Annotated in this window: 20 protein-coding genes; 14 read left to right on the plus strand and 6 right to left on the minus strand. The window is 62.0% G+C overall.

Going from position 1 to position 20,579, the window contains the following annotated elements; translation table 11 throughout:
• A complete protein-coding gene (locus FHR70_RS10635; protein ID WP_183449843.1) occupies positions 1 to 1,434 on the plus strand; it encodes a LutB/LldF family L-lactate oxidation iron-sulfur protein in 1,434 nt (477 codons plus the stop codon).
• On the plus strand, positions 1,431 to 2,102 hold the full coding sequence (locus FHR70_RS10640) for a LutC/YkgG family protein (protein ID WP_183449845.1): 672 nt from the start codon (positions 1,431 to 1,433) through the stop codon (positions 2,100 to 2,102). The genes FHR70_RS10635 and FHR70_RS10640 overlap by 4 nt, the downstream gene beginning before the upstream one ends.
• A 92-nt stretch (positions 2,103 to 2,194) precedes the next feature.
• Here the strand turns inward: FHR70_RS10640 and FHR70_RS10645 are convergent, their stop codons facing one another.
• Positions 2,195 to 3,448: an NAD(P)-binding domain-containing protein gene (locus FHR70_RS10645; RefSeq protein ID WP_183449847.1), complete on the minus strand. Its 1,254-nt coding sequence runs from the start codon at positions 3,446 to 3,448 to the stop codon at positions 2,195 to 2,197.
• Between the two features lie 282 nt (positions 3,449 to 3,730).
• Here FHR70_RS10645 and FHR70_RS10650 point away from each other — a divergent pair, with 282 nt between their 5' ends.
• From FHR70_RS10650 to bfr, 3 genes are all read left to right on the plus strand, one after another.
• Positions 3,731 to 4,300, plus strand: coding sequence for a putative glycolipid-binding domain-containing protein (locus FHR70_RS10650; protein ID WP_183449849.1), 570 nt, complete (start codon positions 3,731 to 3,733; stop codon positions 4,298 to 4,300).
• A 118-nt stretch (positions 4,301 to 4,418) separates the two neighbouring features.
• Positions 4,419 to 4,676 carry a (2Fe-2S)-binding protein gene (locus tag FHR70_RS10655; protein ID WP_183449851.1) on the plus strand — a complete coding sequence of 86 codons (258 nt, stop codon included), beginning with the start codon at positions 4,419 to 4,421 and terminating at the stop codon, positions 4,674 to 4,676.
• Positions 4,677 to 4,870: 194 nt separating this feature from the next.
• Positions 4,871 to 5,356: a bacterioferritin gene (bfr, locus tag FHR70_RS10660; protein WP_183449853.1), complete on the plus strand. Its 486-nt coding sequence runs from the start codon at positions 4,871 to 4,873 to the stop codon at positions 5,354 to 5,356.
• Between the two features lie 179 nt (positions 5,357 to 5,535).
• Here the strand turns inward: bfr and FHR70_RS10665 are convergent, their stop codons facing one another.
• The 3 genes from FHR70_RS10665 to FHR70_RS10675 form a co-directional block, all read right to left on the minus strand.
• On the minus strand, positions 5,536 to 8,259 hold the full coding sequence (locus tag FHR70_RS10665; protein WP_183449855.1) for a bifunctional acetate--CoA ligase family protein/GNAT family N-acetyltransferase: 2,724 nt from the start codon (positions 8,257 to 8,259) through the stop codon (positions 5,536 to 5,538).
• A 108-nt stretch (positions 8,260 to 8,367) separates the two neighbouring features.
• Positions 8,368 to 8,841: a GNAT family N-acetyltransferase gene (locus FHR70_RS10670; protein WP_183449857.1), complete on the minus strand. Its 474-nt coding sequence runs from the start codon at positions 8,839 to 8,841 to the stop codon at positions 8,368 to 8,370.
• A 26-nt stretch (positions 8,842 to 8,867) separates the two neighbouring features.
• The gene (locus FHR70_RS10675) at positions 8,868 to 11,570 is read right to left on the minus strand and encodes a PAS domain-containing sensor histidine kinase (protein ID WP_183449859.1); all 2,703 of its coding nucleotides are present in this window, start codon (positions 11,568 to 11,570) and stop codon (positions 8,868 to 8,870) included.
• Positions 11,571 to 11,769: 199 nt separating this feature from the next.
• Here FHR70_RS10675 and FHR70_RS10680 point away from each other — a divergent pair, with 199 nt between their 5' ends.
• The 4 genes from FHR70_RS10680 (at position 11,770) to FHR70_RS10695 (ending at position 14,208) form a co-directional block, all read left to right on the plus strand.
• Positions 11,770 to 12,150, plus strand: coding sequence for a phasin (locus tag FHR70_RS10680; protein ID WP_183449861.1), 381 nt, complete (start codon positions 11,770 to 11,772; stop codon positions 12,148 to 12,150).
• A 33-nt stretch (positions 12,151 to 12,183) separates the two neighbouring features.
• Positions 12,184 to 12,687 carry a hypothetical protein gene (locus FHR70_RS10685; protein WP_183449863.1) on the plus strand — a complete coding sequence of 168 codons (504 nt, stop codon included), beginning with the start codon at positions 12,184 to 12,186 and terminating at the stop codon, positions 12,685 to 12,687.
• 61 nt (positions 12,688 to 12,748) lie between these two features.
• Entirely contained in the window at positions 12,749 to 13,180 is a 432-nt protein-coding gene (locus tag FHR70_RS10690; RefSeq protein WP_183449865.1) for an NUDIX hydrolase, read from the plus strand.
• 320 nt (positions 13,181 to 13,500) lie between these two features.
• Complete coding sequence (locus FHR70_RS10695) at positions 13,501 to 14,208, plus strand: outer membrane protein (RefSeq protein WP_183449867.1); 708 nt, start codon at positions 13,501 to 13,503, stop codon at positions 14,206 to 14,208.
• A 79-nt stretch (positions 14,209 to 14,287) separates the two neighbouring features.
• Here FHR70_RS10695 and FHR70_RS10700 read toward each other — a convergent pair whose 3' ends face one another.
• Complete coding sequence (locus tag FHR70_RS10700; protein WP_183449869.1) at positions 14,288 to 14,506, minus strand: hypothetical protein; 219 nt, start codon at positions 14,504 to 14,506, stop codon at positions 14,288 to 14,290.
• Positions 14,507 to 14,864: 358 nt separating this feature from the next.
• Between FHR70_RS10700 and FHR70_RS10705 the strand changes: the two genes are divergently transcribed.
• The 5 genes from FHR70_RS10705 to FHR70_RS10725 all read left to right on the plus strand — a co-directional run bounded on the left by FHR70_RS10705 (position 14,865) and on the right by FHR70_RS10725 (position 19,520).
• Positions 14,865 to 15,038: a hypothetical protein gene (locus tag FHR70_RS10705; RefSeq protein WP_183449871.1), complete on the plus strand. Its 174-nt coding sequence runs from the start codon at positions 14,865 to 14,867 to the stop codon at positions 15,036 to 15,038.
• Between the two features lie 215 nt (positions 15,039 to 15,253).
• Complete coding sequence (locus FHR70_RS10710; RefSeq protein ID WP_183449873.1) at positions 15,254 to 15,562, plus strand: hypothetical protein; 309 nt, start codon at positions 15,254 to 15,256, stop codon at positions 15,560 to 15,562.
• Between the two features lie 302 nt (positions 15,563 to 15,864).
• Positions 15,865 to 16,746 (plus strand): phasin family protein, encoded by an 882-nt coding sequence (locus FHR70_RS10715; protein ID WP_210277561.1) that lies wholly within the window; start codon positions 15,865 to 15,867, stop codon positions 16,744 to 16,746.
• Between the two features lie 188 nt (positions 16,747 to 16,934).
• On the plus strand, positions 16,935 to 17,180 hold the full coding sequence (locus FHR70_RS10720; protein WP_183449877.1) for a hypothetical protein: 246 nt from the start codon (positions 16,935 to 16,937) through the stop codon (positions 17,178 to 17,180).
• Between the two features lie 768 nt (positions 17,181 to 17,948).
• Entirely contained in the window at positions 17,949 to 19,520 is a 1,572-nt protein-coding gene (locus FHR70_RS10725; RefSeq protein ID WP_183449879.1) for a polysaccharide lyase family 7 protein, read from the plus strand.
• Positions 19,521 to 19,649: 129 nt separating this feature from the next.
• On the opposite strand, the gene rarD is transcribed toward FHR70_RS10725, so the two are convergent.
• A complete protein-coding gene (gene rarD, locus FHR70_RS10730) occupies positions 19,650 to 20,558 on the minus strand; it encodes an EamA family transporter RarD (protein ID WP_183449881.1) in 909 nt (302 codons plus the stop codon).
• Positions 20,559 to 20,579: the final 21 nt, after the last annotated feature.

Genomic DNA, 20,579 nt, shown 5'->3' on the forward strand with positions numbered 1-20,579 from the left:
ATGACCGTTCATTCCACCTCCCCTCAGTTCAAGCAGAATGCCGCGCGGGCGCTGAACGACCATCAGCTGCAGAAGGCGCTCGGCAACGTGAAGCAGGGCTTCATCGACAAGCGCCAGATGGCCGCCGACAAGCTGCCGGAATTCGAGGCGCTGCGGGATGCGGCTCGCGACATCAAGAACCACACGCTTGAGCACCTCGACCTCTACCTCGAGTCTTACGAGGAGAAGGTGAAGGCGTCCGGCGGGCATGTGCATTTCGCCCGCGACGCGGCGGAGGCGCGCGAGATCATCCTGGGAATTTGCCGCGAGACCAACGCCAAAACGGTCACGAAGGGCAAGTCCATGATCTCGGAGGAGATCGGGATCAACCACCACCTGGAAGCGAACGGCATCACGCCTGTCGAGACCGATCTCGGCGAATACATCATCCAGCTGCGCAACGAGCTGCCGAGCCACATCATCGCACCCGCCGTCCACCTCAACGCCACTCAAGTGGAGGAGGATTTCCGGCGCGTTCACACCCATCTCGACGCCAAGCGCGATCTCTCCGAGCCTGTGCAGCTGCTCACCGAAGCCCGCGCCGTGCTGCGCGAGCGCTTTCTCGCGGCGGATGTCGGGGTCACCGGCGCCAACTTCCTCGTGGCCGAGACCGGCACGTCGATCATCGTCACCAATGAGGGCAACGGCGATCTCACCCAGATCCTGCCGAAGACCCATATCGTTCTGGCGTCCATCGAGAAGCTCGTGCCGACGCTCGAAGACGTGAGCCAGCTCCTGCGCGTGCTCGCCCGCTCGGCGACCGGCCAGGAGATGTCGGTCTACACCACCTTCTCCACCGGCCCCCGCCGCAGCACGGATGCGGACGGGCCGGAGAACTACCACGTGGTTCTCATCGACAACGGGCGCTCCTCCATGCTCGGCACGGCCTTCGAGGAGATGCTGCGCTGCATCCGCTGCGGCGCCTGCATGAACCATTGCCCGGTCTATCACGCGGTCGGCGGGCACGCTTACGGCTGGGTCTATCCCGGCCCCATGGGCGCGGTGCTCACGCCATCGCTGATCGGCGTCGACAAGGCAGGCCACCTGCCCAATGCTTCCACGTTCTGCGGCCGCTGCGAGAGCGTGTGCCCGGTGCGCATTCCGCTGCCCAAGCTCATGCGCCATTGGCGCGAGCGGGAATTCGAGCGGCACCTGACGCCCGCCACAGTGCGCTCCGGCCTCCAGCTCTGGGGCTTCTTCGCCAAGCGTCCGGGCCTCTACCGGTTCGCGACCCGCGCGGCGATGGGTGCCTTGAGCTTCGCTGGCCGCCAGCGCGGCCGCTTCACCTGGCTGCCGATGGCGAAAGGCTGGACGAAATACCGCGACTTCCCGGCCCCGCAGGGCGAGACGTTCCAGCAGCGCTGGAAGCGCGAACGCAGCGGGAGGGCGGCATGAGCGCCCGTGACGACATCTTCGCCAATATCCGCCGCTCGCTCGGCGTCAACGGCACTGAGAAGATCCGTCACCAGATCGTGGCGGACCGCCTGGAGCGCTCGCCCAAGGGTGTGATCCCCAAGCGCGGGCAGGTTTCGGGCGAGGAGCGGATTGCGCTCTTCAAGACTATGGTCGAGACCTCGCTGGCCACAGTGACGGAGGTTTCCTCCGCCGCGGAGGTGCCGCAATCCATCGCGCTCTTCCTGCGCAACCACAATCTGCCGGCAACCCTGCGCATGGGCGACGATCCGCGCCTGAACGCCATGCCCTGGTCGGACACGGCGCTCGAGATCGCCCACGGGCCGAGCGAGGGCCGCGATCTCAACGCGGTGAGCCACGCCTTCGGGGGCATCGCCGAATCCGGCACGCTCGCCATGGTCTCGAGCGCGGACAACCCCTCCACCCTCAACTTCCTGCCCGACAACCACATCATCGTGGTTTCGGCCAAGGACATCGCTGGCGACTATGAATCCGTCTGGAACCGGGTGCGCTTCGCCTATGGCAAGGGCAGCATGCCGCGCACGGTGAACTGGATCACCGGCCCGTCCCGCTCCGGCGATATCGAGCAGACCCTGCTGCTCGGCGCCCACGGTCCCCGGCGGCTGCATGTGGTGGTGGTGCGGGATTGAAAGCAAGCTTGAACAATGAGCGATAGCCCCCTCTCCCGGGTGGGAGAGGGGGCTATCGCTGTGTCCAGGGCTCACAAAGAGTTACAGTCGCCTCAATGAGCCGGCGCATGGCGCGCCAGGAGATGGCTGACCAATTGTTGGCTCTCTTTGGCGAGCGACAGGAGGGTACCGGAATTCCGGGTGGAGCCGAAATCCAGACCTGCAAAATAGAGACCGGGCTGTGCCGTGACGCCCTCCTCGTGCACCGGCTCGCCGAGGGCATTGAGCACACCCGGCACCCGGACCCATCCGAAGTCCCCCTCGAACCCGGTGCACCAGATCAGCGCCGCAATGCCATCCTCAGACGGATCGAGCGAGAGGATGGGCGGATCGGGCAGGCGTGGGGTGATCGTCTCGGCGGGATCGTCGTCCGCCGGGGGTGCATCGATGCCCTTAGCTGCGATATAGTCGTCGATGGAACGTTTCACCCTTGTCGACACCTCGTCCCCGAAGCGGACATTCGCCTCAAGGTCGCCCGCGAAGGTCAGGCATCCATCCTCGACCCCAACCAGGCGACCGAGAAGAACCACCCCTTGTGCACTGAGCGATTGCAGGCTGAGGGTGCGGCCGGCGCCGAGCAGCGGCCGTCCCATGATGTAGCCCGAAGCATCGACGAAGTCCTTTCGTGGGACATCGAAGAGGCCGCCGCGCGTAAACCAGAACACGATGTCATGGCCCCGGTAGCGACGCGCCCCACGCCCGACCCGACCCGTGGCGAGGAAGACCCTGCGACCGGCCTGCACCAGGTCCTCGGCGATCTGGCCGCCGCATTGTGCGCTGCCGACGACCAAGACGGCGCCTGCCGGAAGCGATGCGGGGTTTCGATACTCCGACGCGTCGAGCTGCAGGAGGCTGGTGGACAGGCCGGCGGCCAGCTTCGGGCGACGCGGACGGTTCAAGCTGCCGCTCGCAATCACCACATTGCGCGCCCATCGCGCGCCTCGGCTGGTTTCGAGACGAAACCTGTCCTGCTCGCCATCGAAGGCGAGAGCCGCTACAGGGGTCCGCGTTTCCACCGGCAGGTGGTTTCGCGCGGCAAAGTCCTCGAGGAGCGCAACGAATGCGTCGCGCGTCATGAAGCCGTCCGGATCGGGGCCGTCGTATCGGTCACCGGGCATCATCGAGGCCCAATTGGGGGTGTTCAGGCGAAAGCTATCCCAGCGTTGCGTGCGCCAGGTCTCGCCGATCCGGCTGCGCTCCAGCACGCAATGACGCAGTCCAGCTTGCGCCAGGTAATAGCTCACGCCGAGTCCGGCCCATCCGCCACCAACGACGGCGGCGTCGAGGCAATCAATATCGGAGGTCATCGACACGTCCTCCCGCGGGTTCCGCCATCCAACAAGGATAGGATGCTTGTCGCGCCGAAGGCGTCCCTCCAGCGACGCCGACGCATGATAGCGTCCCAGCCCTTCAGCTGCAAAGCTCGTCATGGGCAAGCCGGCAAGGAGCCGGACAGCATTAGCAGCCCTTGCTGCTGGGCGCCCACGGTCCCCGGCGGCTGCATGTGGAGGTGAGGGAGTAGACAAGGCCCTGAGTCGACAAGGCTTCAAGCTGGCACATAATGGTCCTGCACAGCTTGGAGCCCCGGCATGTCCATCCCGACACTCATCTTCCGCACCATCCGCTGGTCGGCCTGGGACGGCTGTGAGGCGGGGTTGGAGCATGTGGATATACGGCCGGCCGATGGCGGGCTCGATATTTCCGGCGTGGTGATCGCCCGAGAGAGTGAGGCCCAGTTCGGCCTCTCCTATCGCCTCAGGCTCGATGCCCTGTGGCGCACCAGGGAGGCCGTCCTCAGGACGACTGCCGGGCATGTGCTGCATCTCGCCAGCGACAGCCAAGGGCATTGGCAGGAGAACGGCAAGGTTCGACCGGACCTCCAAGGCTGCATCGACGTCGATATCCAGGCGTCTCCGATCACGAACACCCTGCCCATCCGGCGGCTTGATCTCGAATCCGGCGAGAGTACGGAGATCCGCCTCTGCTACATCACATTGCCCGATCTGACTGTCTTTCCCTCGAACCAGCGCTATACGGCGCTCGATGCAGGCTCGCTCTACCGCTTCGAGAACCTGGAGGACGGATTCACCGCCGATCTGCCCGTGGACCAAGACGGCTTCGTGCTCGACTACCCGGGCTTGTTCAGGCGCCTGGGCTGAACCCTCTTTCCCTACCGTGACATCTGGGCACAGGAGTTGGCGCTGGCGCCCGGCTTCTTTTTCGTATAAGTCTTTGAAATCAAAGGTACTTTTTAGTAATTCTAAACTAGAACAACAAATGATCGTCTGCTCCTGCAACATCCTCTCCGACGGCGATGTCAAAGCCTGCCTCAAGCCGGGTCCGGAATGCCCCCGCACTCCGGCGCAGGTCTATCGCTGTCTCGGCTGCAGCCCCAATTGCGGGCGCTGCGCCCGGACGATCCGCGCCATCATGGACCAGGCCCTGACCGCAGCGGGCGTGGAGCCGATCGCGGCCTGTAACCGCGGCTGTTGCCCGACGACCCTGGAAAAGGCGGCGGCCGAGCCCACCCTTTGAACAAAGGGGCTTTTACCCTAGTTCACAAATCCTCCAGAGCATCGGACCCAAAGGTGGATTTGTACTTTTGGGATCGATCCGATGCTCATGTTTTAAACTTGCGCATCGTTCTAGCGGAAAACCGTCTCCACTTTTCCACACGATGCGCTAAGGAATGGTCCGGCGCATCGGCGCCGTTTGGACGAGAGGGTAGGATGAAGGGCGATCCCAAGGTAATCGAGTATCTCAATCGCGGCCTGCGCAGCGAGCTGACGGCGGTCAACCAGTACTGGCTGCACTACCGGCTCCTGGACGATTGGGGCTACAAGGAGCTTGCAAAGACCTGGCGCAAGGAATCCATCGAGGAGATGCACCACGCGGATCGTTTCATCGAGCGCATCATCTTCCTTGAGGGCTTTGCCAACCTGCAGGTTCTCGATCCTTTGCGGATCGGCCAGAACATCCAGGAAATCCTCGAATCCGACCTGGCGGCGGAATACGAAGCCCGCAACCTCTACGGCGAAGCAGCCGCCTATTGCGACAGCATCGGCGACCGGGTGTCCAAAAACCTGTTCGAGGAGCTGATGGCCGACGAGGAAGGCCATATCGACTTCCTCGAGACCCAGATCAACCTCGTCGAGCAGATCGGCGTCGAACTCTATGCCCAGAAGCATATCGGCGGACTCGACGATGGGCACTGAGCCTTTGCGCTCTATGGAACCAACCTCATCCTGAGGAGCCTGCGCGGCAGGCGTCTCGAAGGAGGTTTCAGAGAGCACTGGAGGCGCCCCACCCTTCGAGACGGATTGCTCACGCAATCCTCCTCAGGATGAGGCTCCTGTAGAAATTTGAGGCCCGCCACACGGCGGGCTTTTTCATTTTAGGTCGACTTGGCCAGCTTGCCGGGCTCCTCGATCGAGGCGATCGGCAGGGTCACGAGGCGCAGTTCCGGATCGTCCGGATCGATCCGGATCGAAAAACCGAGGCTGCGGCACATGTCGAGCATGGTGGAGTTCTCGCGCAGCACCTGGCCCTCGACCTCGCGCAGGCCTTCAACCTTCGCCCATTCGATCATGAGGCGCATCAGCTCCCAGCCGAGGCCGAGGCCCTTGAGATCGGAACGGAGCAGGATGCCGTATTCCCCAGTCTCGTGGTTCGCATCCGCGTGGAGGCGGACCGCCCCCATCATCTCGCCCGTCTCCCCGTCGAAGGCCACGAAGGCGATGGCGCGGGCGTAGTCGAGCTGGGTCAGGCGCGCCAGGAAGGTATGGCTGAAGTCCCGCACCGGCGCGAAGAAGCGCAGGCGAAGGTCCTCCGGGGTGATCTTCTCGAAGAAGCGCCTGAACTCGTCCTCGTCCTCCGCTCGCACGGGCCGCACGAACGCGTTCCTGCCGTTGCGCAGCCCAATATTGCGCTCCCATTCCTTCGGGTAGGGCCGCACCGCAAAGCGCGGATGTCCGCTGCCCTTGCGGGTCTCGGGCGCCACCGCCACGCGGGCATCGACCGCGATCACGCCCGTCTGGTCGGCGAGCAGCGGGTTGATGTCGAGCTCGCGGATTTCGGGCAGGTCGGCCGCCATCTGGGCAAGCTTCACGAGCGTCAGGGCAATCGCCCCCTCGTCGGCCGCCGGAACGTCGCGATAGGCCTTGAGGCGGCGCGACACGCGGGTCCGTGCGATGAGATCGTGGGCGAGCTTCAGGTCGAGGGGCGGCAGGGCGAGTGCCTTGTCATTGATCACCTCCACGGCCGTGCCGCCGCGCCCGAAGAGCACCACAGGGCCGAAGGACGGATCGTCGGCGATACCCATGATCAGCTCGCGAGCCTTGGTCCGGCGCACCATCGGCTGCACCGTGACGCCGGTGACATGCGCCCCCGGCTTCAGGCGCGCCGCCCGCTCGAAGATGTCGGCGGCAGCCCTGCTCACCGCCTCCTCGGTGGTGAGATCGAGCTTCACCCCTCCGATATCGGATTTGTGCACGATGTCCGGCGAGAGAACTTTGACCGCCACCGTTCCGCCCTCGGCAAGGATCGGCCGCGCGGCTTCCGCGGCCTCGTCCGGCGTCGTCGCGAGCAGGACCGGCGCGGTGGGAATGTCATAGGCCCTCAGCAGCGCATTGACCTCGAGGGGATCGAGCCAGCGGCGGTTCTGCGAAACCACGTGATCGATGATGACGCGAGCGGCTTCCGTATCCGGTTGGAAATCATCCGGAAGGTCGTCCGGGGTTTCCATCAGCTGGTTCTGGGCCTCACGGTAGCGCACGAGCTGCATGAACCCGCGCACGGCATCGGCCTCCGTGGCGAAGTGCGGAATCCGCGCCTCCTCGAACACCCGGGCCGATTCCGGATCCTCACCGATCCAGGCGGCGAAGACGGGCTTCTGGCGATAGCCCCTCGCCCGGTCCTTCTTCACGACACTCACGATGGTGGAGGCCACCTCGGAAGCTCCGGCCACGGCCGTGGGCACATTGAGGATGAGAACGGCATCGTTCTCCGGATCGGCAAGCAGTGCCTCCAAGGCACCAGCATAACGCTCAGGGTTCGCATCGCCGATAATGTCGATGGGGTTCGCCTTCGACCAGGTCGGCGGCAGGATGGCGTCGAGCGAATTGCGGGTCGTCTCCGAGATGGTGGCCAACGTTCCGCCGAGATCTACCAGCCGGTCGACGGCGAGAACTCCGATACCACCGCCATTGGTAAGAACTGCCAATCGGCTGCCAGGGAACGGCTTCTGCCGCCCCAGGGTCTCCGCCGCGGCGAAGAGCTGGTCGAGGTCGAGCACGCGCAACAAGCCGGCCCGGCGGAAGGCCGCATCATAGACTGCGTCGGAGCCTGCCAGCGCCCCCGTATGCGTGGCGGCGGCCTTCGCGCCTTGCGCATGCCGACCGGCCTTGATCACCACCACGGGCTTCACGCGGGCAGCAGCGCGGGCCGCAGACATGAACTTCTTCGCGTTGTCGATGGATTCGATGTAAAGCAGGATCGCCCGCGTGCCGCTGTCGGCGGAGAAGAAGTCGAGGCAGTCGCTGAAATCGACATCGACCTTGTCGCCAAGCGAGACAATGGCCGAGAAGCCGACATTCCGCTGCGCGGCCCATTCGACAAGACCTGCCGCGATGGCACCCGATTGGGAAACGAGCGCCAGATCGCCCGGCTTGGCGCTGTGAGCCGCAAAGCTCGCATTCATCTTGGCCCGGGGGGCGAGCACGCCGATGCAGTTGGGCCCGACCACGCGCAGCCCGTGGGCGCGCGCCGCGAGCCTGACCTGTTCGCTCAAGGAGCCCTCGCCATAACCCATGCCGGCGGTTGCCACGATGGCAACGCTCACGCCTGCACGCCCGGCCTCCTCGATGACGCTGGGCACCCTCTCCGGCGGCACCGCGACGACGATGAGATCGGGAACCTCCGGAAGCTCTGCCAAGGACGGGAAGCACGCCCTCCCCTCGATCTCCACATGGTGGGGATTGACAGACACGATATCGCCCTCGAAACCACCGGCAATGAGATTGCGCAGGAAGGTCAGGCCGAGGGAGCCGGGACGCGGGCTCGCGCCGACGACCGCAATCGAGCGCGGAGCAAGGAGCTTGTCGAGGCGATAGGTAGACATGAGAATCCTTCGTCTCGTGGACATTCCGGGGAGGGTGAGCCCAACACAACCTATTGCGGCCGGCTACAAGCGCAAGTCACCCCGGCTGCTTTGATCCCACGCACACGATCACGAGCGAGTGTCAGTCTCATGAACGCGATGATCTTCGCCCTCCCCGGCCGGAAGGCGCGTCCACCGATAGTGCGCATCCGGGGTGCACTCCTCGTTCCCGGAGCCATCGGTCAGCTCGACAAGTCTGAAACCGTGGCGTTCATAGAAACGGCGCGCCTGCACATTTGCCTGGAAGGTCCAGAGGCTCAGCTCCTCCGCATCCTTCTGGGCGGCCATCAAAAGGGCGCGCCCAACCCCGCGGCCATGCCACACCGGGTCGACGTAGAGATGATCGAGCCAATCCTGCTTCACGGCGGCAAACCCGATCAACCGACCCTCGTCCTCGGCAAGCCAGATCGTGGAGGGTGGAAAAACATGCCGCTCGAAGAAAGCCAGATCCTCCTCCGGCGTGTGGAGCTCCGGCAGATAAGGCAGACAGGTTCTGCGCACGTGGCGGTGCAACCGGGCGACCGCCTCCATATCTGTACGCATGGCGTTTCGCAGAACGAAACCGGGCACTATTGTGCCCAAACCCGCGTCGGCGGGAAGATCACCTCGACCAGGGTGCCCTCGCTCGGCTGGCTGGAAATCTGCATTGCCCCCCGGTTTGCCTCGACGAGCGCTTTGGTGAGCGGAAGCCCGAGCCCTGTGCCGCCGCGCTTGCGCGAGGTCGCGAGCTGGCGGAAGGGCTCGAGAGCGGCCTCGACTTCCTCCGACGTCATGCCGATGCCGGTGTCGCGCACCCTAAACGCCACCTCGCCCCGATCCGTCATGGCTGTGGATACGATCACCTGTCCGCCCGCATCGGTAAACTTGATGGCGTTGGACACGAGGTTGAGCACGATCTGGCGCATGGAGCGCTCGTCGGCCACCACCGGCGGCAGCTTTGGGGCAAAGCTCATGCGCATGACGATGCGGTCGCGGGCGGCCTGCGGCTGGAGCAGGGAAACGCAGCTGGAAACAAGGTCGTTCAGACCGACTCCTGTGAACGAGAGCTCCAGGCGCCCCGCCTCGATCTTGGCGAGATCCAGGAGGTCGTTCACGAGGCTGATCACATGGGAGCCGGAGGCGTGAACGTCCTTGAGATATTCCTTGTAACGATCGTTGCCGACCGGGCCGAAACGCTCCTCGAGCATGACCTCCGCAAAGCCGAGGATGGCATTCAAGGGTGTGCGGATCTCATGGCTGATCTTGGCCAGAAGATCGGATTTCTGAGCGCTGGCCTCCTCGGCCGCATGCTTGGCGCCGATCAGCTCGCCTTCGGTCTTCTTGAAAGCGGTGATGTCGCGCAGAACCGCGCAGAAGCGGCGCTCCGGGCCATCGCCCAGGCGTCCCATGGTCATGAAGAGCGGAATGGATCCACCCTGGCGCTCCCGGCCGAGCACTTCGCGCCCATCGTTGAGCAGACTGCCGACGCCCGGCGAGCGCAGGCGCTCCAGATAATCGAGGGCGACGATGTGGCTCTCCGGCGCCAGCAGCACCGTGATGGCATCGCCCGCAACCGCCCGCTCATCATAGCCGAAGAGCGCCTCGGCGGATCGATTGAGGGAGAGAATGCGCCCGGTCTCGTTGAGCACGATCACGCCGTCGGTCGCCGTATCGAGGATCGCCTCCAGCTCGTGGATCCGGCTGTCCTGGGACGAAGGCGCAGGAAGATCGATCTTGGAAGCCTTGCGGATCACCAGAAGGTCCGCCTCTCTACCGTCCCATTCGGCCGACGAGGCACGCAAGGCGACGGCGATGTTCTCACCGCTGCGGGTGGTCAGCGCGAGAGCCGAGTCTTCCTCGCCCGAACCTCCGAGCGCGGGTGAGCCGCGAAACAGATGCACGAGGCCGCCATCAGCCCGGATCTGCTCGATGCTCCCATAGCCGGTGAGGTCGAGCAGAAAACGGTTGGCGAAGAGAATGCGCTCTCCGCGATGGACCAGGATGCCGATCGGTAGCCGGTCGAGGATGGGGTCGCCGCTGGCCGGAGGGGCTGCCGGCACAGGGGGAACATCTCTCTCAGCAGCCGGCGGGGCTTCCTTGCGACCACCAAGCTGATCCGATGCCTCGTCCTGAGTTGACCCATCCTCCAGGCGGGCGCCGAGCGCGCGAGCAATTTCCCGAAAGGCGTTTCGCTCGGCGTCGGAAAGAGTCGATCCTGGAGGCTGCCTGTCAACGAGCTTGCGTTGCGGCGCAGGTTCCGGGGGGGCGGTGCTGGAAAGAGCTTCCGCGACCTGCTCCCGAAGATTGGTGAACCAGTTGTCCTCATCGGGCGCCTCACTCTCGGCCTCTGGCTCTCGCGAGGGCATTTCCTCCGGTGGACGGAACGGGAAGGTGTCATCAGGAACAAGGCTTTGGGCGATCAGATCGTCCTGGCTGCTCCCCGCCCCCTCGATTGGTCCCCCAATGGCTTTCCGCTCGCGCGCAGCGTCCATGCGCAGCAGGCCGAAGCCCCGGAAGCCGGTCAGTTCCCGGTCCGCGTTGAAGACAGGCATGCCGGCCCAATCGACAGGCACCTGTAGAGATGTGTTGTCGATATTCCAGAAGACAGTCTGTCCGCTCCAGGTATCCCGGCGGGCAAACAGGTCTGCAACGGCACCATCGGAATCTTCGACAACCGAGCGGCCCACCTCGTCCCAGGTTTTCCCGACAATATCGGCCGCAACAGGTCCGACAGCCTGGGCAAGCTCCGGCGAGACGTCCGTGAAGTGGGTCTGCGCGTCCGCGTGCCAGACAAAGCGGATTGTGCCGCGGGGCCGGTCTGCTCGAGGAGCGGAATTGTCAGAAACGTCAGAGACCTGTTTCTGAGCCGGTGTATTCTCGTCCGCGGCTTGAAGAGCGCGAGGGCGCCCGGCCCTGTTCGCTGATCCGGTCAACGCCGTCACCAGCACGGCCTCCCCGGTGTCCAATGCCGCCAAACGGCAGGCGCAGGCAACCGGAAGCCAAGGACGAGCGGGATCGAGCCTCAGGCGCTCTACCCGAACGCCCTCGTGACGGGCAAGGCCGCTGGCGAGGGCCTTGATGCGTTCACGGGTGCGAGCATCGCGAGTCACCCGCTCGAAGCCGCCAGCGGCAGCGCTCCTCAATCCTTCGGCGCCAGGCGACGCCCAGAGCAGCCTCTCCCCTGTGCGATCCCAGACGAACACGACCGCGCCCGGCGCAGCGAGCAGACCCAGGTCCGGCTCGGCGGCAAGCCGCGCGATCAATGCTTCAAAGGGATTGGGGCCACCCGTCATCAACGGTCCTTGCCACGACTGCTGCAGAAACTCTTCTGATTAGGCTTCTAGACTAATATCTGCGGTCAAGCATGCAAGGCAGAACCCTTGAATCCGTTTACTTTGAGGTAACCTTAATAGCGCGAGGCACAAAGGAGTTGATTTTGCAGCGCACAATGTGATATTGCACTGCACAAATGCCTTAAACAAGGAGCATGTTATGGCCACGAACCAGCCCCAAGGTTACGAAATTCCCCCGGAGATGCGCGACTTCGCAGAGAAGAGCGTCGAGCAGGCCCGCAAGGCCATCGACGGCTTCATGAGCGCGGCACAGAAGACGGCCGACACATTCGAAGGTTCGGCCGCCACGGTTCAGACCAGCGCCCGCGATGCCGCCCGCAAGACCTTTACCTATACAGAGCAGAACCTGAACGCGGCCTTCGACCTCGCCCAGAGGATGGTTCGCGCCAAGGACATGCAGGAGGCGATGCAGATCCAGGCTGAGTTCGTGCGCAGCCAGTTCGAGGCGATGCAGGCCCAGATGAAGGAATTCGGCTCCATGGCGCAGTCGGCCATGAAGCAGCCGAGCTCCAAGAAGTAAGACACTCTCCAACAGCCCCGCGAGGACCTTACGATGGCGGAAGCGAAGAAGCCACGAGCCAAGAGTGCAACGAAGGCCGCCAGCCCTGAGCTGAAAGCCGATCTCATCGAGCTGGCGGCTGCTCCAGCCACCATGGCCCTGGAGGCGGTCACGGCTGCAAAGCCCGCGACGCAGCCTAAGGCACTTGAGGTAGAGCCCGTTGCAACGGAGGCTCTCTTCTCCTCGGCGAAGAAGCAGAGCGACGTCTTCCGCCAAGCCGTCGGCGAGGCCGTGACTGCGTCGGCCAAGGGCGCCCTGGAGGTCAATGGCAAGATCATCGATGCCCTGAACGTCCAGAGCAGCGCAGCTCTCGACCTCTGGCGGTCGGCGATCAGCCCTGCCCCCCTCCCCGAGGCCCTCAAGGCGCACAGCCAAGCGACGCGTCAGGCCTACGAGGTGGCTTCCGCCCAGTGGAAGGACATTGCGGAGTCGACGGCGCTCTGGTTCACCAAGAGCCTGGAGCCCCTGCACTCGGCTATCCAGCGGCCGGGGCGCTAATCACGCTATCCGGTTGCCGAATCATGCGCTAAGGCTCGGCCACATCGGCCGAGCCTTTTTCATGTCTCCATCACCCGTTCCAGCCGTCATTGCCGTCGTCATCCATGAGGATCGGGCTCTGCTGGTCCGGCGGGCCAATCCGCCCGATGCCGGCCTATGGGGGTTCCCCGGCGGGAAAATCGAGTTCGGCGAGACGGTCCTGGCCGCAGCCATCCGGGAACTCCTGGAGGAAACGGGCGTCCATGCGGAAGCTCAGGACATCATCACCACGCTCGACATCCTGGTCCCTGATCCTTCCGGAGCAGTTCAGCAGCATTACATCCTGATCGCCGTCCGCTGCCGCTGGATTTCGGGAGAGCCTGTTGCAGGCGATGACGCGCTCGAGGCCGACTGGTTTCCGGTGATTGACCTTGACCACGACAGGCTTGCCATGAGCGCCGATGTCGATGCGATTGCCCGACGTGCTCAGGTCCTCGCGTCGAACGCGCCCTGAAGGGTTCTCCACCTGTCGAACCGACAACCTCTGTCCTGGAGAAAAAGGCCTCATCCGCACAAGGATGAGGCCAAGTTGTTGTCTCTGAACTTGAGGCTGGAAGGCCTAACGTCACGTTGCGATTTGCCCATAATCGCCGGTCGACCTCAACCCGTACCCCCGTATCATGGTTGATGAACAGTAAACATTCATAAAGCATCAATCATGTTTTGAGTGGTTACACCCAAACATATTGCAACAATCTCTCATATTCTTCTATGAACTCGGCGACAGGCAATTAATGCCTAGCGATTTCTAGCTCATAGGTACGGAATACGATCATGCGCAAATCTGCTCTTGGACTGCTCGCTGCCACAGCGGCTCTCGGCCTCGCGGCTTCGAACGCCCAGGCGGCCGATCTTCCATCCCGCTACTCCCCTGCTGCATCCTACAATGCGCTCCCCGTCTTCACGTGGACAGGCTTCTATGCGGGCCTGAATGCCGGCTATGGCTGGAACGTGGGCGACAGCCGCTTCTATGATCCGACCTTCGGCAGCATTCCCGGCCGACGGCACGGCGGATTCGTGGGCGGCGGTCAGGTCGGCTACAATTATCAGTTCGGCATGTTCGTCGCAGGCGTGGAGACGGATCTCCAGTATGCCGCCGTCGGCAACAAGGGCGCCTCCTACGGCACGACCTACTACCCGGGTGATTCCGACGGTTTCTTCGGCACCATCCGCGCTCGCGCCGGCGTAGCCTTCGACCGCGCCTTGGTCTATGGCACCGCGGGCTTTGCTTACGGCGATGTCGGCGGCAACCGGGGCACAGACCCGGTCCTCGGCCATCATTCCGGCGATGAAGTCAATTGGGGCTGGACCATCGGCGCCGGCGTCGAATACGCGGTGACCAACAACTTCACCGCCAAGGTTGAAGGCCTCTATGTGGATATCGACACGAAGGACAATTACGACCGCGGCGGTCGCGTCAATATCGACCGCGATGCGGAGTTCGGCGTGCTGCGCGCAGGCGTGAACTACAAGTTCAACTGATCGCCCGACGTTCTCCGAAACAAAAAGGCCCGGCGATGTCACCGGGCCTTTTCATTGTGTCTTTGGCTGGGCAAGTGCATCAGGGGTCGTTAACGGCCTGAGGGGCCTGGAGCTTCTCAGCATCACTGCGCTTAAGGGCAAGCAGCCGCCTCGCCGCGATCCCACCCGGATCGGCTGGGTAGAGCCTGTCATTGAGCACTTCGATCTGCCAGCGCTGCAATTCGAGCAATGCCCTCAAGGACCTCACCCGGTTCTGAAGATCGAGAGCATCCTTCAAGGGATCTGGTTCGCCTGTCATGGGGTCATGACTGTCAATGTTGCGATGAATCATCTCTGAACGCGCAATAGAATGAACGCCGATTGGGTAGCCCTACCACGAACAAGCCGGCAGGCAGGGCCATACGCAAAACACTAATTGTCACAGCCCCGGAATGAGGCTCGCGCATCGGCAATCATGAGATCTCTGCTTGATGAATGTAAGTATCTTACAAACTCTGGAGGCTGGTAGGTCCCAGTCAGTGCATTGGGGGATCTAAAGGCCAAGGTAGGCGCTTTTGAGGCTAAGATTCTGACAGCGAGCAGAGCATTCGACTTCAGCCAGGAACCTGAGGTGAAGTTCGGCAGTTCCACCGGCAGAGCTTGGAAAGGGAATGCCTATGCCAGACACTCGCCATGAAACGGAAGCGGACAAGATTCTCTCTGCTTTGAGCCTAACCACGCCTGACGAGCAGGCCCTGTTACAGGGCCGGCGTCTCCTGGCCGAGGCTTTGGAACAGGCCGAACGGCGTGGGCGCCAGATTCTTGGCAATCAGAAGGAATCGAGCGGCTGAAATATGGCCGAAGAAGAAGCAACTTAGCTTTTCAGCGCCAGGATTCAATTTCTGCTAACGCACGAAAGGTAGGATCTATCACAACCGGCGGATACTTCCCTGCGACATTGAGGCGAGGAACGGCCCCGTGCTGCGACACGTTCTTTCCCTGTGCGATAGAGCACAGCGGGCAAACCTCGGGCGTGATGATCTTCCGTGCGTTGGAGAATAGACTGATGCGCTCCCTTCTGATGATGATCTTGGCTGGCACCTTCAGTGCGATAGCAATGGGTGGCGCTCAGGCCCAGTCTGCCGACACCCGCATCGCCTCCATGCCTTTCGGTGAATGCCTCTCAATCATCAGCGAAGCTGCGCAAGAGATGGATGAACAACCTGTCAAGCTCGTTAACACGAACGATGTCGTGACAGCTCGCATCCAGGCCTCAGATGGTTTCGTCACCGTTTCGTGCGATCGGAGCGCCAGCAAGATCACCCTCACCAAGAGCCCTGTTCCGGAAGCAGCCGGAATGACCGCCGCGCGCTGATCAGAACTGTTATCGCCACTGCTTCAGGAGCGCTGCGCCTGAGATAAAACTCACATGCTCCGCACGTTCATGTCAGCAGCCCGACCTCGTCCTGATGTGCGGCGGACATGGGGTGCAGCCGGAATTGCAGATCGGCACACCAATCTTCCATAACTGCGGTTCCCCCAGTTGCAGTTCGCCAAAGATTGCGACCTCCTCATGAAGCCTGTCGTATTCAGGTCATGGTTTGCTGGTGAAGTCGCATCGAGTAGCGAAGGAATTGCATAGTGCGCCATTGAGTCCGGGAACTTGGCGTGGGCTTGATGATTCCGGCTGTGGCGCATGAGCCGAGCGCGTTCGAGTTTGTTCATTTTACACAATCACGAGGAAAGACGATGCCAGCAAAACATTTCAGCCAAACGCCGCCCGATAGGGCCAATGAGCTTTTCGACAAAATCCTTGCCACTTCCGACAGCGCGACCAAAACACGTGAGCGCATCTTCGCAGACCTGAAGGACGAACTGGAGCTTCTCGCCGGCCTGCAGGAACAGCATCTTTTCCCCATCCTTCAAAGGCATGGGATGGAAGACCTGCTCAGCGCCTCCATCAACGATAACGAGGAGACAGCCTCATTGCTGGGCGAACTCGAGCGCATGCAGAAGAGCAGCAGCGAGTTTCTCGGCAAGGTCGCCGAGCTGCGCAAGGCGTTCCAGCGGCATATTCGGGATGATCGGAAACAGCTTCTCCCGGCCGTTCTCGAGGTGCTTAGCGATGAGGAGGCTCAAGCGGTCGCAGAAAAGGTTGAGGACGAACTGGCCAATCTCAGCGACGCGAAGCAGGTCGAAGTCCGTGCTCCTGCAGGCATGAGCCCTGCGGTCCGGAGCAGCCTGGATGGCGTCGACAATGTCGTTCGCATGGGAACAGATAGCGCGCATAATGTGGCCACCAGCATGCAGGATCTCTCGCAGGAGTGCCTGCGCATGAGCCAGAAGCGGCTTCAGACGAACCTCGATGGATGGAATAAGCTCGTCCAATGCCGATCGTTGCAGGACCTCACCCAGGCTCAGGTCTCGCTCATGCAGGACAATCTTGAGCTGACCCTCCACAACAGCTTCCGTCTGGCTGACCTCACTGTGCGGTTTGCAGAAAAGGCGACATGGTACGGCAGCGCCAGAACGGGGGCATCTCTCCGACATTCAGCATGAACGATTTCTCCTCTGGGTTTTGGTTAAGTGAATACTCGGGCAGGAGCGGCACCGGCCATGGGGCCGGTGCCGCTCCTGCCCGCTTTTGGAGGCATCAGAGAGCTGTTCCAATCGGCGTCGGCGAGGCCCATTGATGGACAGTCAGCCTGCGCGGCCTATATGTGGAGCATTCCTGACGAGACGCATCCATGCCTGAGACCGACAAGCAGACTGACGAGGAACTGGAAGATCTCGATACCGCCAGCCGCGTCAATTTCCGGGATTACCCGAGTTCCGGTTTGGTCGTGATTGCCGCCGTCAGTTCGGGGCTGGGGTGGATGCTCTACAAATGGCTCGGACGAAAGCGCAAAGCGCAAAGCGATGCAGCGGACGCCCTGTCGCAAGCAAGCGCCCCTCCGCAGTCAACGACCCAACCTGTCGATAAGAAGAACTGAGCGCCGATAGGGCAATTGCTCGACGTGCTGCAGCGCACTGCCACCTGATGAGCCCAGGCTTACATTAGGTAAATCGGCAGGAGGCCATTATGGCTCACGGTGCTGTTTCATTCGTCCTTGGCATAGTCGCCCCTCTGGTTCTGGTGAGCTGGCTGCTTGTTCTCCACTGAAGCAGCGGAGGTCAGCCGTGCTCAATCGACGCGGAGCACGAAAGTGTGTCCTGACCGGCAGACGATTCGAAGGATTGGGCGCCCATAATTCCCTTACGTAACCTTCCATTTACCTTTCAGGCGCAGCCTTCGGAGGTGCCTGACTGGCACGGTCCTCCCTCCTGGTCGCTCGCGCGACCCTCCTAGAGCGCCATCAAGAAGGCGCTCTTTCTTTGGCCACTTGTCAGGAGCGAGAATCCGCCGGTTGTGGAACTATGGTTCGATCCATGAAGTGCCCTCTTCAGCTGGAGAACCTGCATTCTTTAAATATGCTTCTGTCTTTTAGTATTCCCATACTGTTACGCCTCGGCAGGAAAGAACAAAAATAAATTCCTTGCCACGATGTTGCCTTATTCAGCCATCAGAACACTCGCAGCGGACAACAGAATATTGATTCTGAAATCCGGAGTATTTTGAGCAAGAGCATAAGCTCCCTTTCGTATCTAAAGTTGTCTGGCGTTTTCTCTTCTGCGAAATCTCAGCAAGTTCCACATAGAACTGCATAATTATTATTTAGAAGCCTTCAAAAGAGGCTCGCATAATTTTGGGGCAGATAAATATGACTTTGAATCCTTCGGTCGCCCCCGGCGGCAACTTTGACTTGTCCAATTGGAAGATCACGCTTCCTGTGGACTCAAGCGGCGGCTTCAGCGGCTCGGCCATGGAGGTGAAGAGCCTCTCCACCTATCAGCACTCGAAGTACTTCTACACCGCTGCCGATGGCGCCATGACATTTGTGGCTCCAGTCGATGGTGCCACCACCAGCGGTTCCTCCTATGCCCGCTCTGAGCTGCGCGAGATGAACGGCACCGCCAATGCGGCTTGGAATCTCAGCACCGGCGGCTTCATGAGCGCGACTCTTGAGGTTGACGCCGCTCCGATCCGCGACGGCATGGGCGGCCGCATCATCGTCGGTCAGATCCATGGTCAGGACGACGAGCTGGTTCGCCTCTATTGGGAGAACGGCAAGCTCTACTTTGCTAACGATCACGCCGGTTCCAGCAACGCAGAGACGAAGTTCTACTTCGTGAATGCGTCCGGTCAGCAACCGGACGTGTCGTTGGACGAGCGTTTCTCCTATACGATCAATGCCAAGGGCAGCACGCTTGAAGTGACGATCTTTGCCGATGGACAGATCTACAAGTCGGTCAGCACGATCAACAGCCAGTGGCAATCGGATACCTTCTACTTCAAGGCCGGCGCCTATCTCGGCGCAAATGAGACCAACGGCACGGGCTACGGCCAGACCTCCTTCTACGCTCTGAGCTTCAATCACAACGGTACGGTGACGACCCCGGCGCCGACGCAGCCGGCCCCGTCTCCTACCCCGATCCCGGAATCGACCGGCAATGCCGTTACGGCAGCCGACGATCGCTACGCGGCAGTCGAGAACAAGGTTCTGACGGTCAGCGCGGCACAGGGCGTTCTGGTCAACGACACTGCCGCCGATGGCGGCAAGGTGGCAGTTGCCGGCAGATTCGCGACCGTCCAGGGCGGCAGCGTGAAAATCAGCGCCGATGGATCCTTCGTCTACACCCCGAAGGCCAATTTTTTCGGCACGGACAGCTTCAGCTACACCGCGAAGGACGTGGATGGCGACACCGACACCGGTACCGTGACTCTTGCCGTCGCCGATGTGGCGGAGACGAGCACCCCAACGACGCCGACCGCGTCGCGGCCGATCACGACAAAGACGATTTCGGGCACGAGCAGCTCGAACAGCCTGACAGGCACGTCCGGCAACGATCTGATCGACGGCAAGGGTGGCGACGACAAGATCTGGGCGAAGAACGGCAGCGACGTGCTGATCGGTGGCGCGGGCAAGGATACCTTCACCTTCGACACCACGCCGAGCAGCAAGAACGTGGACGTGATCGTCGACTTCAACGTGGCTGACGACACAATCCGCCTCAACGACACGGCGTTCACCAAGCTCAGCTATGGCAAGCTGTCGGCCGGCAGCTTCGTGGTCGGCACCAAGGCCTCGGATTCCAACGACCGCATCATCTACGACAGCAACACCGGCGCCCTGTCCTACGATGCGGACGGCTCGGGCTCAGGCGCGGCGGTCAAGTTCGCCGTGATCGAGAACCACGCCAAGCTTACCGCAGCCGACTTCCTCGTCATCTAAAAGGCGCCCATTCCATCAGTCACAAAGCGGCTCTGGGCAACCGGGGCCGCTTTTCTTTACGCCCTGTGCCACATCCTACTTCGGCGTGATTGGACAGCGTGGTATCAGGGGAGCAGCCTTCCGCGGCCGTCACTGGCCTGGCGCAGATCTCAACGCACTTGCGGTATAGATTGCCAAGGCTGTCCAGATCAGGCCGAAAGCAATGGCGTCAACCCACCCGAAGGCTTCCCCATAGACGAGGACGCCGAGTGCCAATTGTCCAGACGGCGCCAAGTACTGCAGGAGGCCGATCGTGGAAAGCTTCAGCCGATGTGCCGCGGCGGCAAACCAGATCAGCGGCGCCGCCGTGCTGAATCCTGTGAGCACGAGAAGCAGGTCGAGACCGAGATTTCCTCGGAAGGCTGCAGCGCTTCCATCGGCGAAAGTCACTGCCAGATAGCCCAGCGCCAGAGGGGTGAGCAGAAGAGATTCGATGCAGAAGCCGACGAGCGGGGGCACCAGGACAAGCTTTCGCACGAGACCATAGAAGCCGAAGCTGCATGCGAGAGCCAGCGCAACCCACGGCATCTCGCCGGAGGAGACGGCAAGGACAAGAACACCCGTTGCGGCAAGGAGGCAGGCTGCCACCTGGGCAGGACGAAGCCGCTCCCGCAGGAAGAGCACCCCCAGCACCACGTTCAAGAGCGGATTGATGAAATAGCCGAGGCTTGTCTGGACCAGATGCCCGGAATTCACGGCCCAGATGTAGATCAGCCAATTGATTGCAATCAGACCTGCTGAGACGCCGAGCAGAAGCAGGTGCCGTCCGGAGAAGACAGCCTCGACGAGCTTTCCCCATTGACGGAAGGCAAAGATCAACCCAAGGGCAAACAGACTCGCCCATACAATGCGGTGAGCAAGGATCTGAAGTGGAGGCAGAGACGACAGGAGCTTGAAGTGCAGCGGCACCGCCAAGCCCCACATGAAGAACGCTGCCAGCGCATAGAGAACGCCAGCCCGCGACCGACGCGCCTCGGAGGCCTCAGATTCCAATGCCATTTAGATCAACCTGTTGGACAA

The organism is Microvirga lupini (assembly GCF_014191055.1).
Taxonomy (GTDB): domain Bacteria; phylum Pseudomonadota; class Alphaproteobacteria; order Rhizobiales; family Beijerinckiaceae; genus Microvirga; species Microvirga lupini_A.

What these genes read in the sequence shown, in the direction of transcription:
- FHR70_RS10685 (WP_183449863.1), top strand. Translation starts at nt 12,184, where the DNA reads ATGGCGGAAGCGAAGAAGCCACGAGCCAAGAGTGCAACGAAGGCCGCC.
- FHR70_RS10635 (WP_183449843.1), top strand. Translation starts at nt 1, where the DNA reads ATGACCGTTCATTCCACCTCCCCTCAGTTCAAGCAGAATGCCGCGCGG.
- FHR70_RS10710 (WP_183449873.1), top strand. Translation starts at nt 15,254, where the DNA reads ATGCGCTCCCTTCTGATGATGATCTTGGCTGGCACCTTCAGTGCGATA.
- FHR70_RS10680 (WP_183449861.1), top strand. Translation starts at nt 11,770, where the DNA reads ATGGCCACGAACCAGCCCCAAGGTTACGAAATTCCCCCGGAGATGCGC.
- bfr (WP_183449853.1), top strand. Translation starts at nt 4,871, where the DNA reads ATGAAGGGCGATCCCAAGGTAATCGAGTATCTCAATCGCGGCCTGCGC.
- FHR70_RS10705 (WP_183449871.1), top strand. Translation starts at nt 14,865, where the DNA reads ATGCCAGACACTCGCCATGAAACGGAAGCGGACAAGATTCTCTCTGCT.
- FHR70_RS10655 (WP_183449851.1), top strand. Translation starts at nt 4,419, where the DNA reads ATGATCGTCTGCTCCTGCAACATCCTCTCCGACGGCGATGTCAAAGCC.
- FHR70_RS10700 (WP_183449869.1), bottom strand. Translation starts at nt 14,506, where the DNA reads ATGACAGGCGAACCAGATCCCTTGAAGGATGCTCTCGATCTTCAGAAC.
- FHR70_RS10715 (WP_210277561.1), top strand. Translation starts at nt 15,865, where the DNA reads ATGATTCCGGCTGTGGCGCATGAGCCGAGCGCGTTCGAGTTTGTTCAT.
- FHR70_RS10670 (WP_183449857.1), bottom strand. Translation starts at nt 8,841, where the DNA reads ATGCGTACAGATATGGAGGCGGTCGCCCGGTTGCACCGCCACGTGCGC.
- FHR70_RS10690 (WP_183449865.1), top strand. Translation starts at nt 12,749, where the DNA reads ATGTCTCCATCACCCGTTCCAGCCGTCATTGCCGTCGTCATCCATGAG.
- FHR70_RS10675 (WP_183449859.1), bottom strand. Translation starts at nt 11,570, where the DNA reads ATGACGGGTGGCCCCAATCCCTTTGAAGCATTGATCGCGCGGCTTGCC.
- FHR70_RS10665 (WP_183449855.1), bottom strand. Translation starts at nt 8,259, where the DNA reads ATGTCTACCTATCGCCTCGACAAGCTCCTTGCTCCGCGCTCGATTGCG.
- FHR70_RS10725 (WP_183449879.1), top strand. Translation starts at nt 17,949, where the DNA reads ATGACTTTGAATCCTTCGGTCGCCCCCGGCGGCAACTTTGACTTGTCC.
- FHR70_RS10645 (WP_183449847.1), bottom strand. Translation starts at nt 3,448, where the DNA reads ATGACCTCCGATATTGATTGCCTCGACGCCGCCGTCGTTGGTGGCGGA.
- FHR70_RS10720 (WP_183449877.1), top strand. Translation starts at nt 16,935, where the DNA reads ATGCCTGAGACCGACAAGCAGACTGACGAGGAACTGGAAGATCTCGAT.
- FHR70_RS10695 (WP_183449867.1), top strand. Translation starts at nt 13,501, where the DNA reads ATGCGCAAATCTGCTCTTGGACTGCTCGCTGCCACAGCGGCTCTCGGC.
- FHR70_RS10650 (WP_183449849.1), top strand. Translation starts at nt 3,731, where the DNA reads ATGTCCATCCCGACACTCATCTTCCGCACCATCCGCTGGTCGGCCTGG.
- FHR70_RS10640 (WP_183449845.1), top strand. Translation starts at nt 1,431, where the DNA reads ATGAGCGCCCGTGACGACATCTTCGCCAATATCCGCCGCTCGCTCGGC.
- rarD (WP_183449881.1), bottom strand. Translation starts at nt 20,558, where the DNA reads ATGGCATTGGAATCTGAGGCCTCCGAGGCGCGTCGGTCGCGGGCTGGC.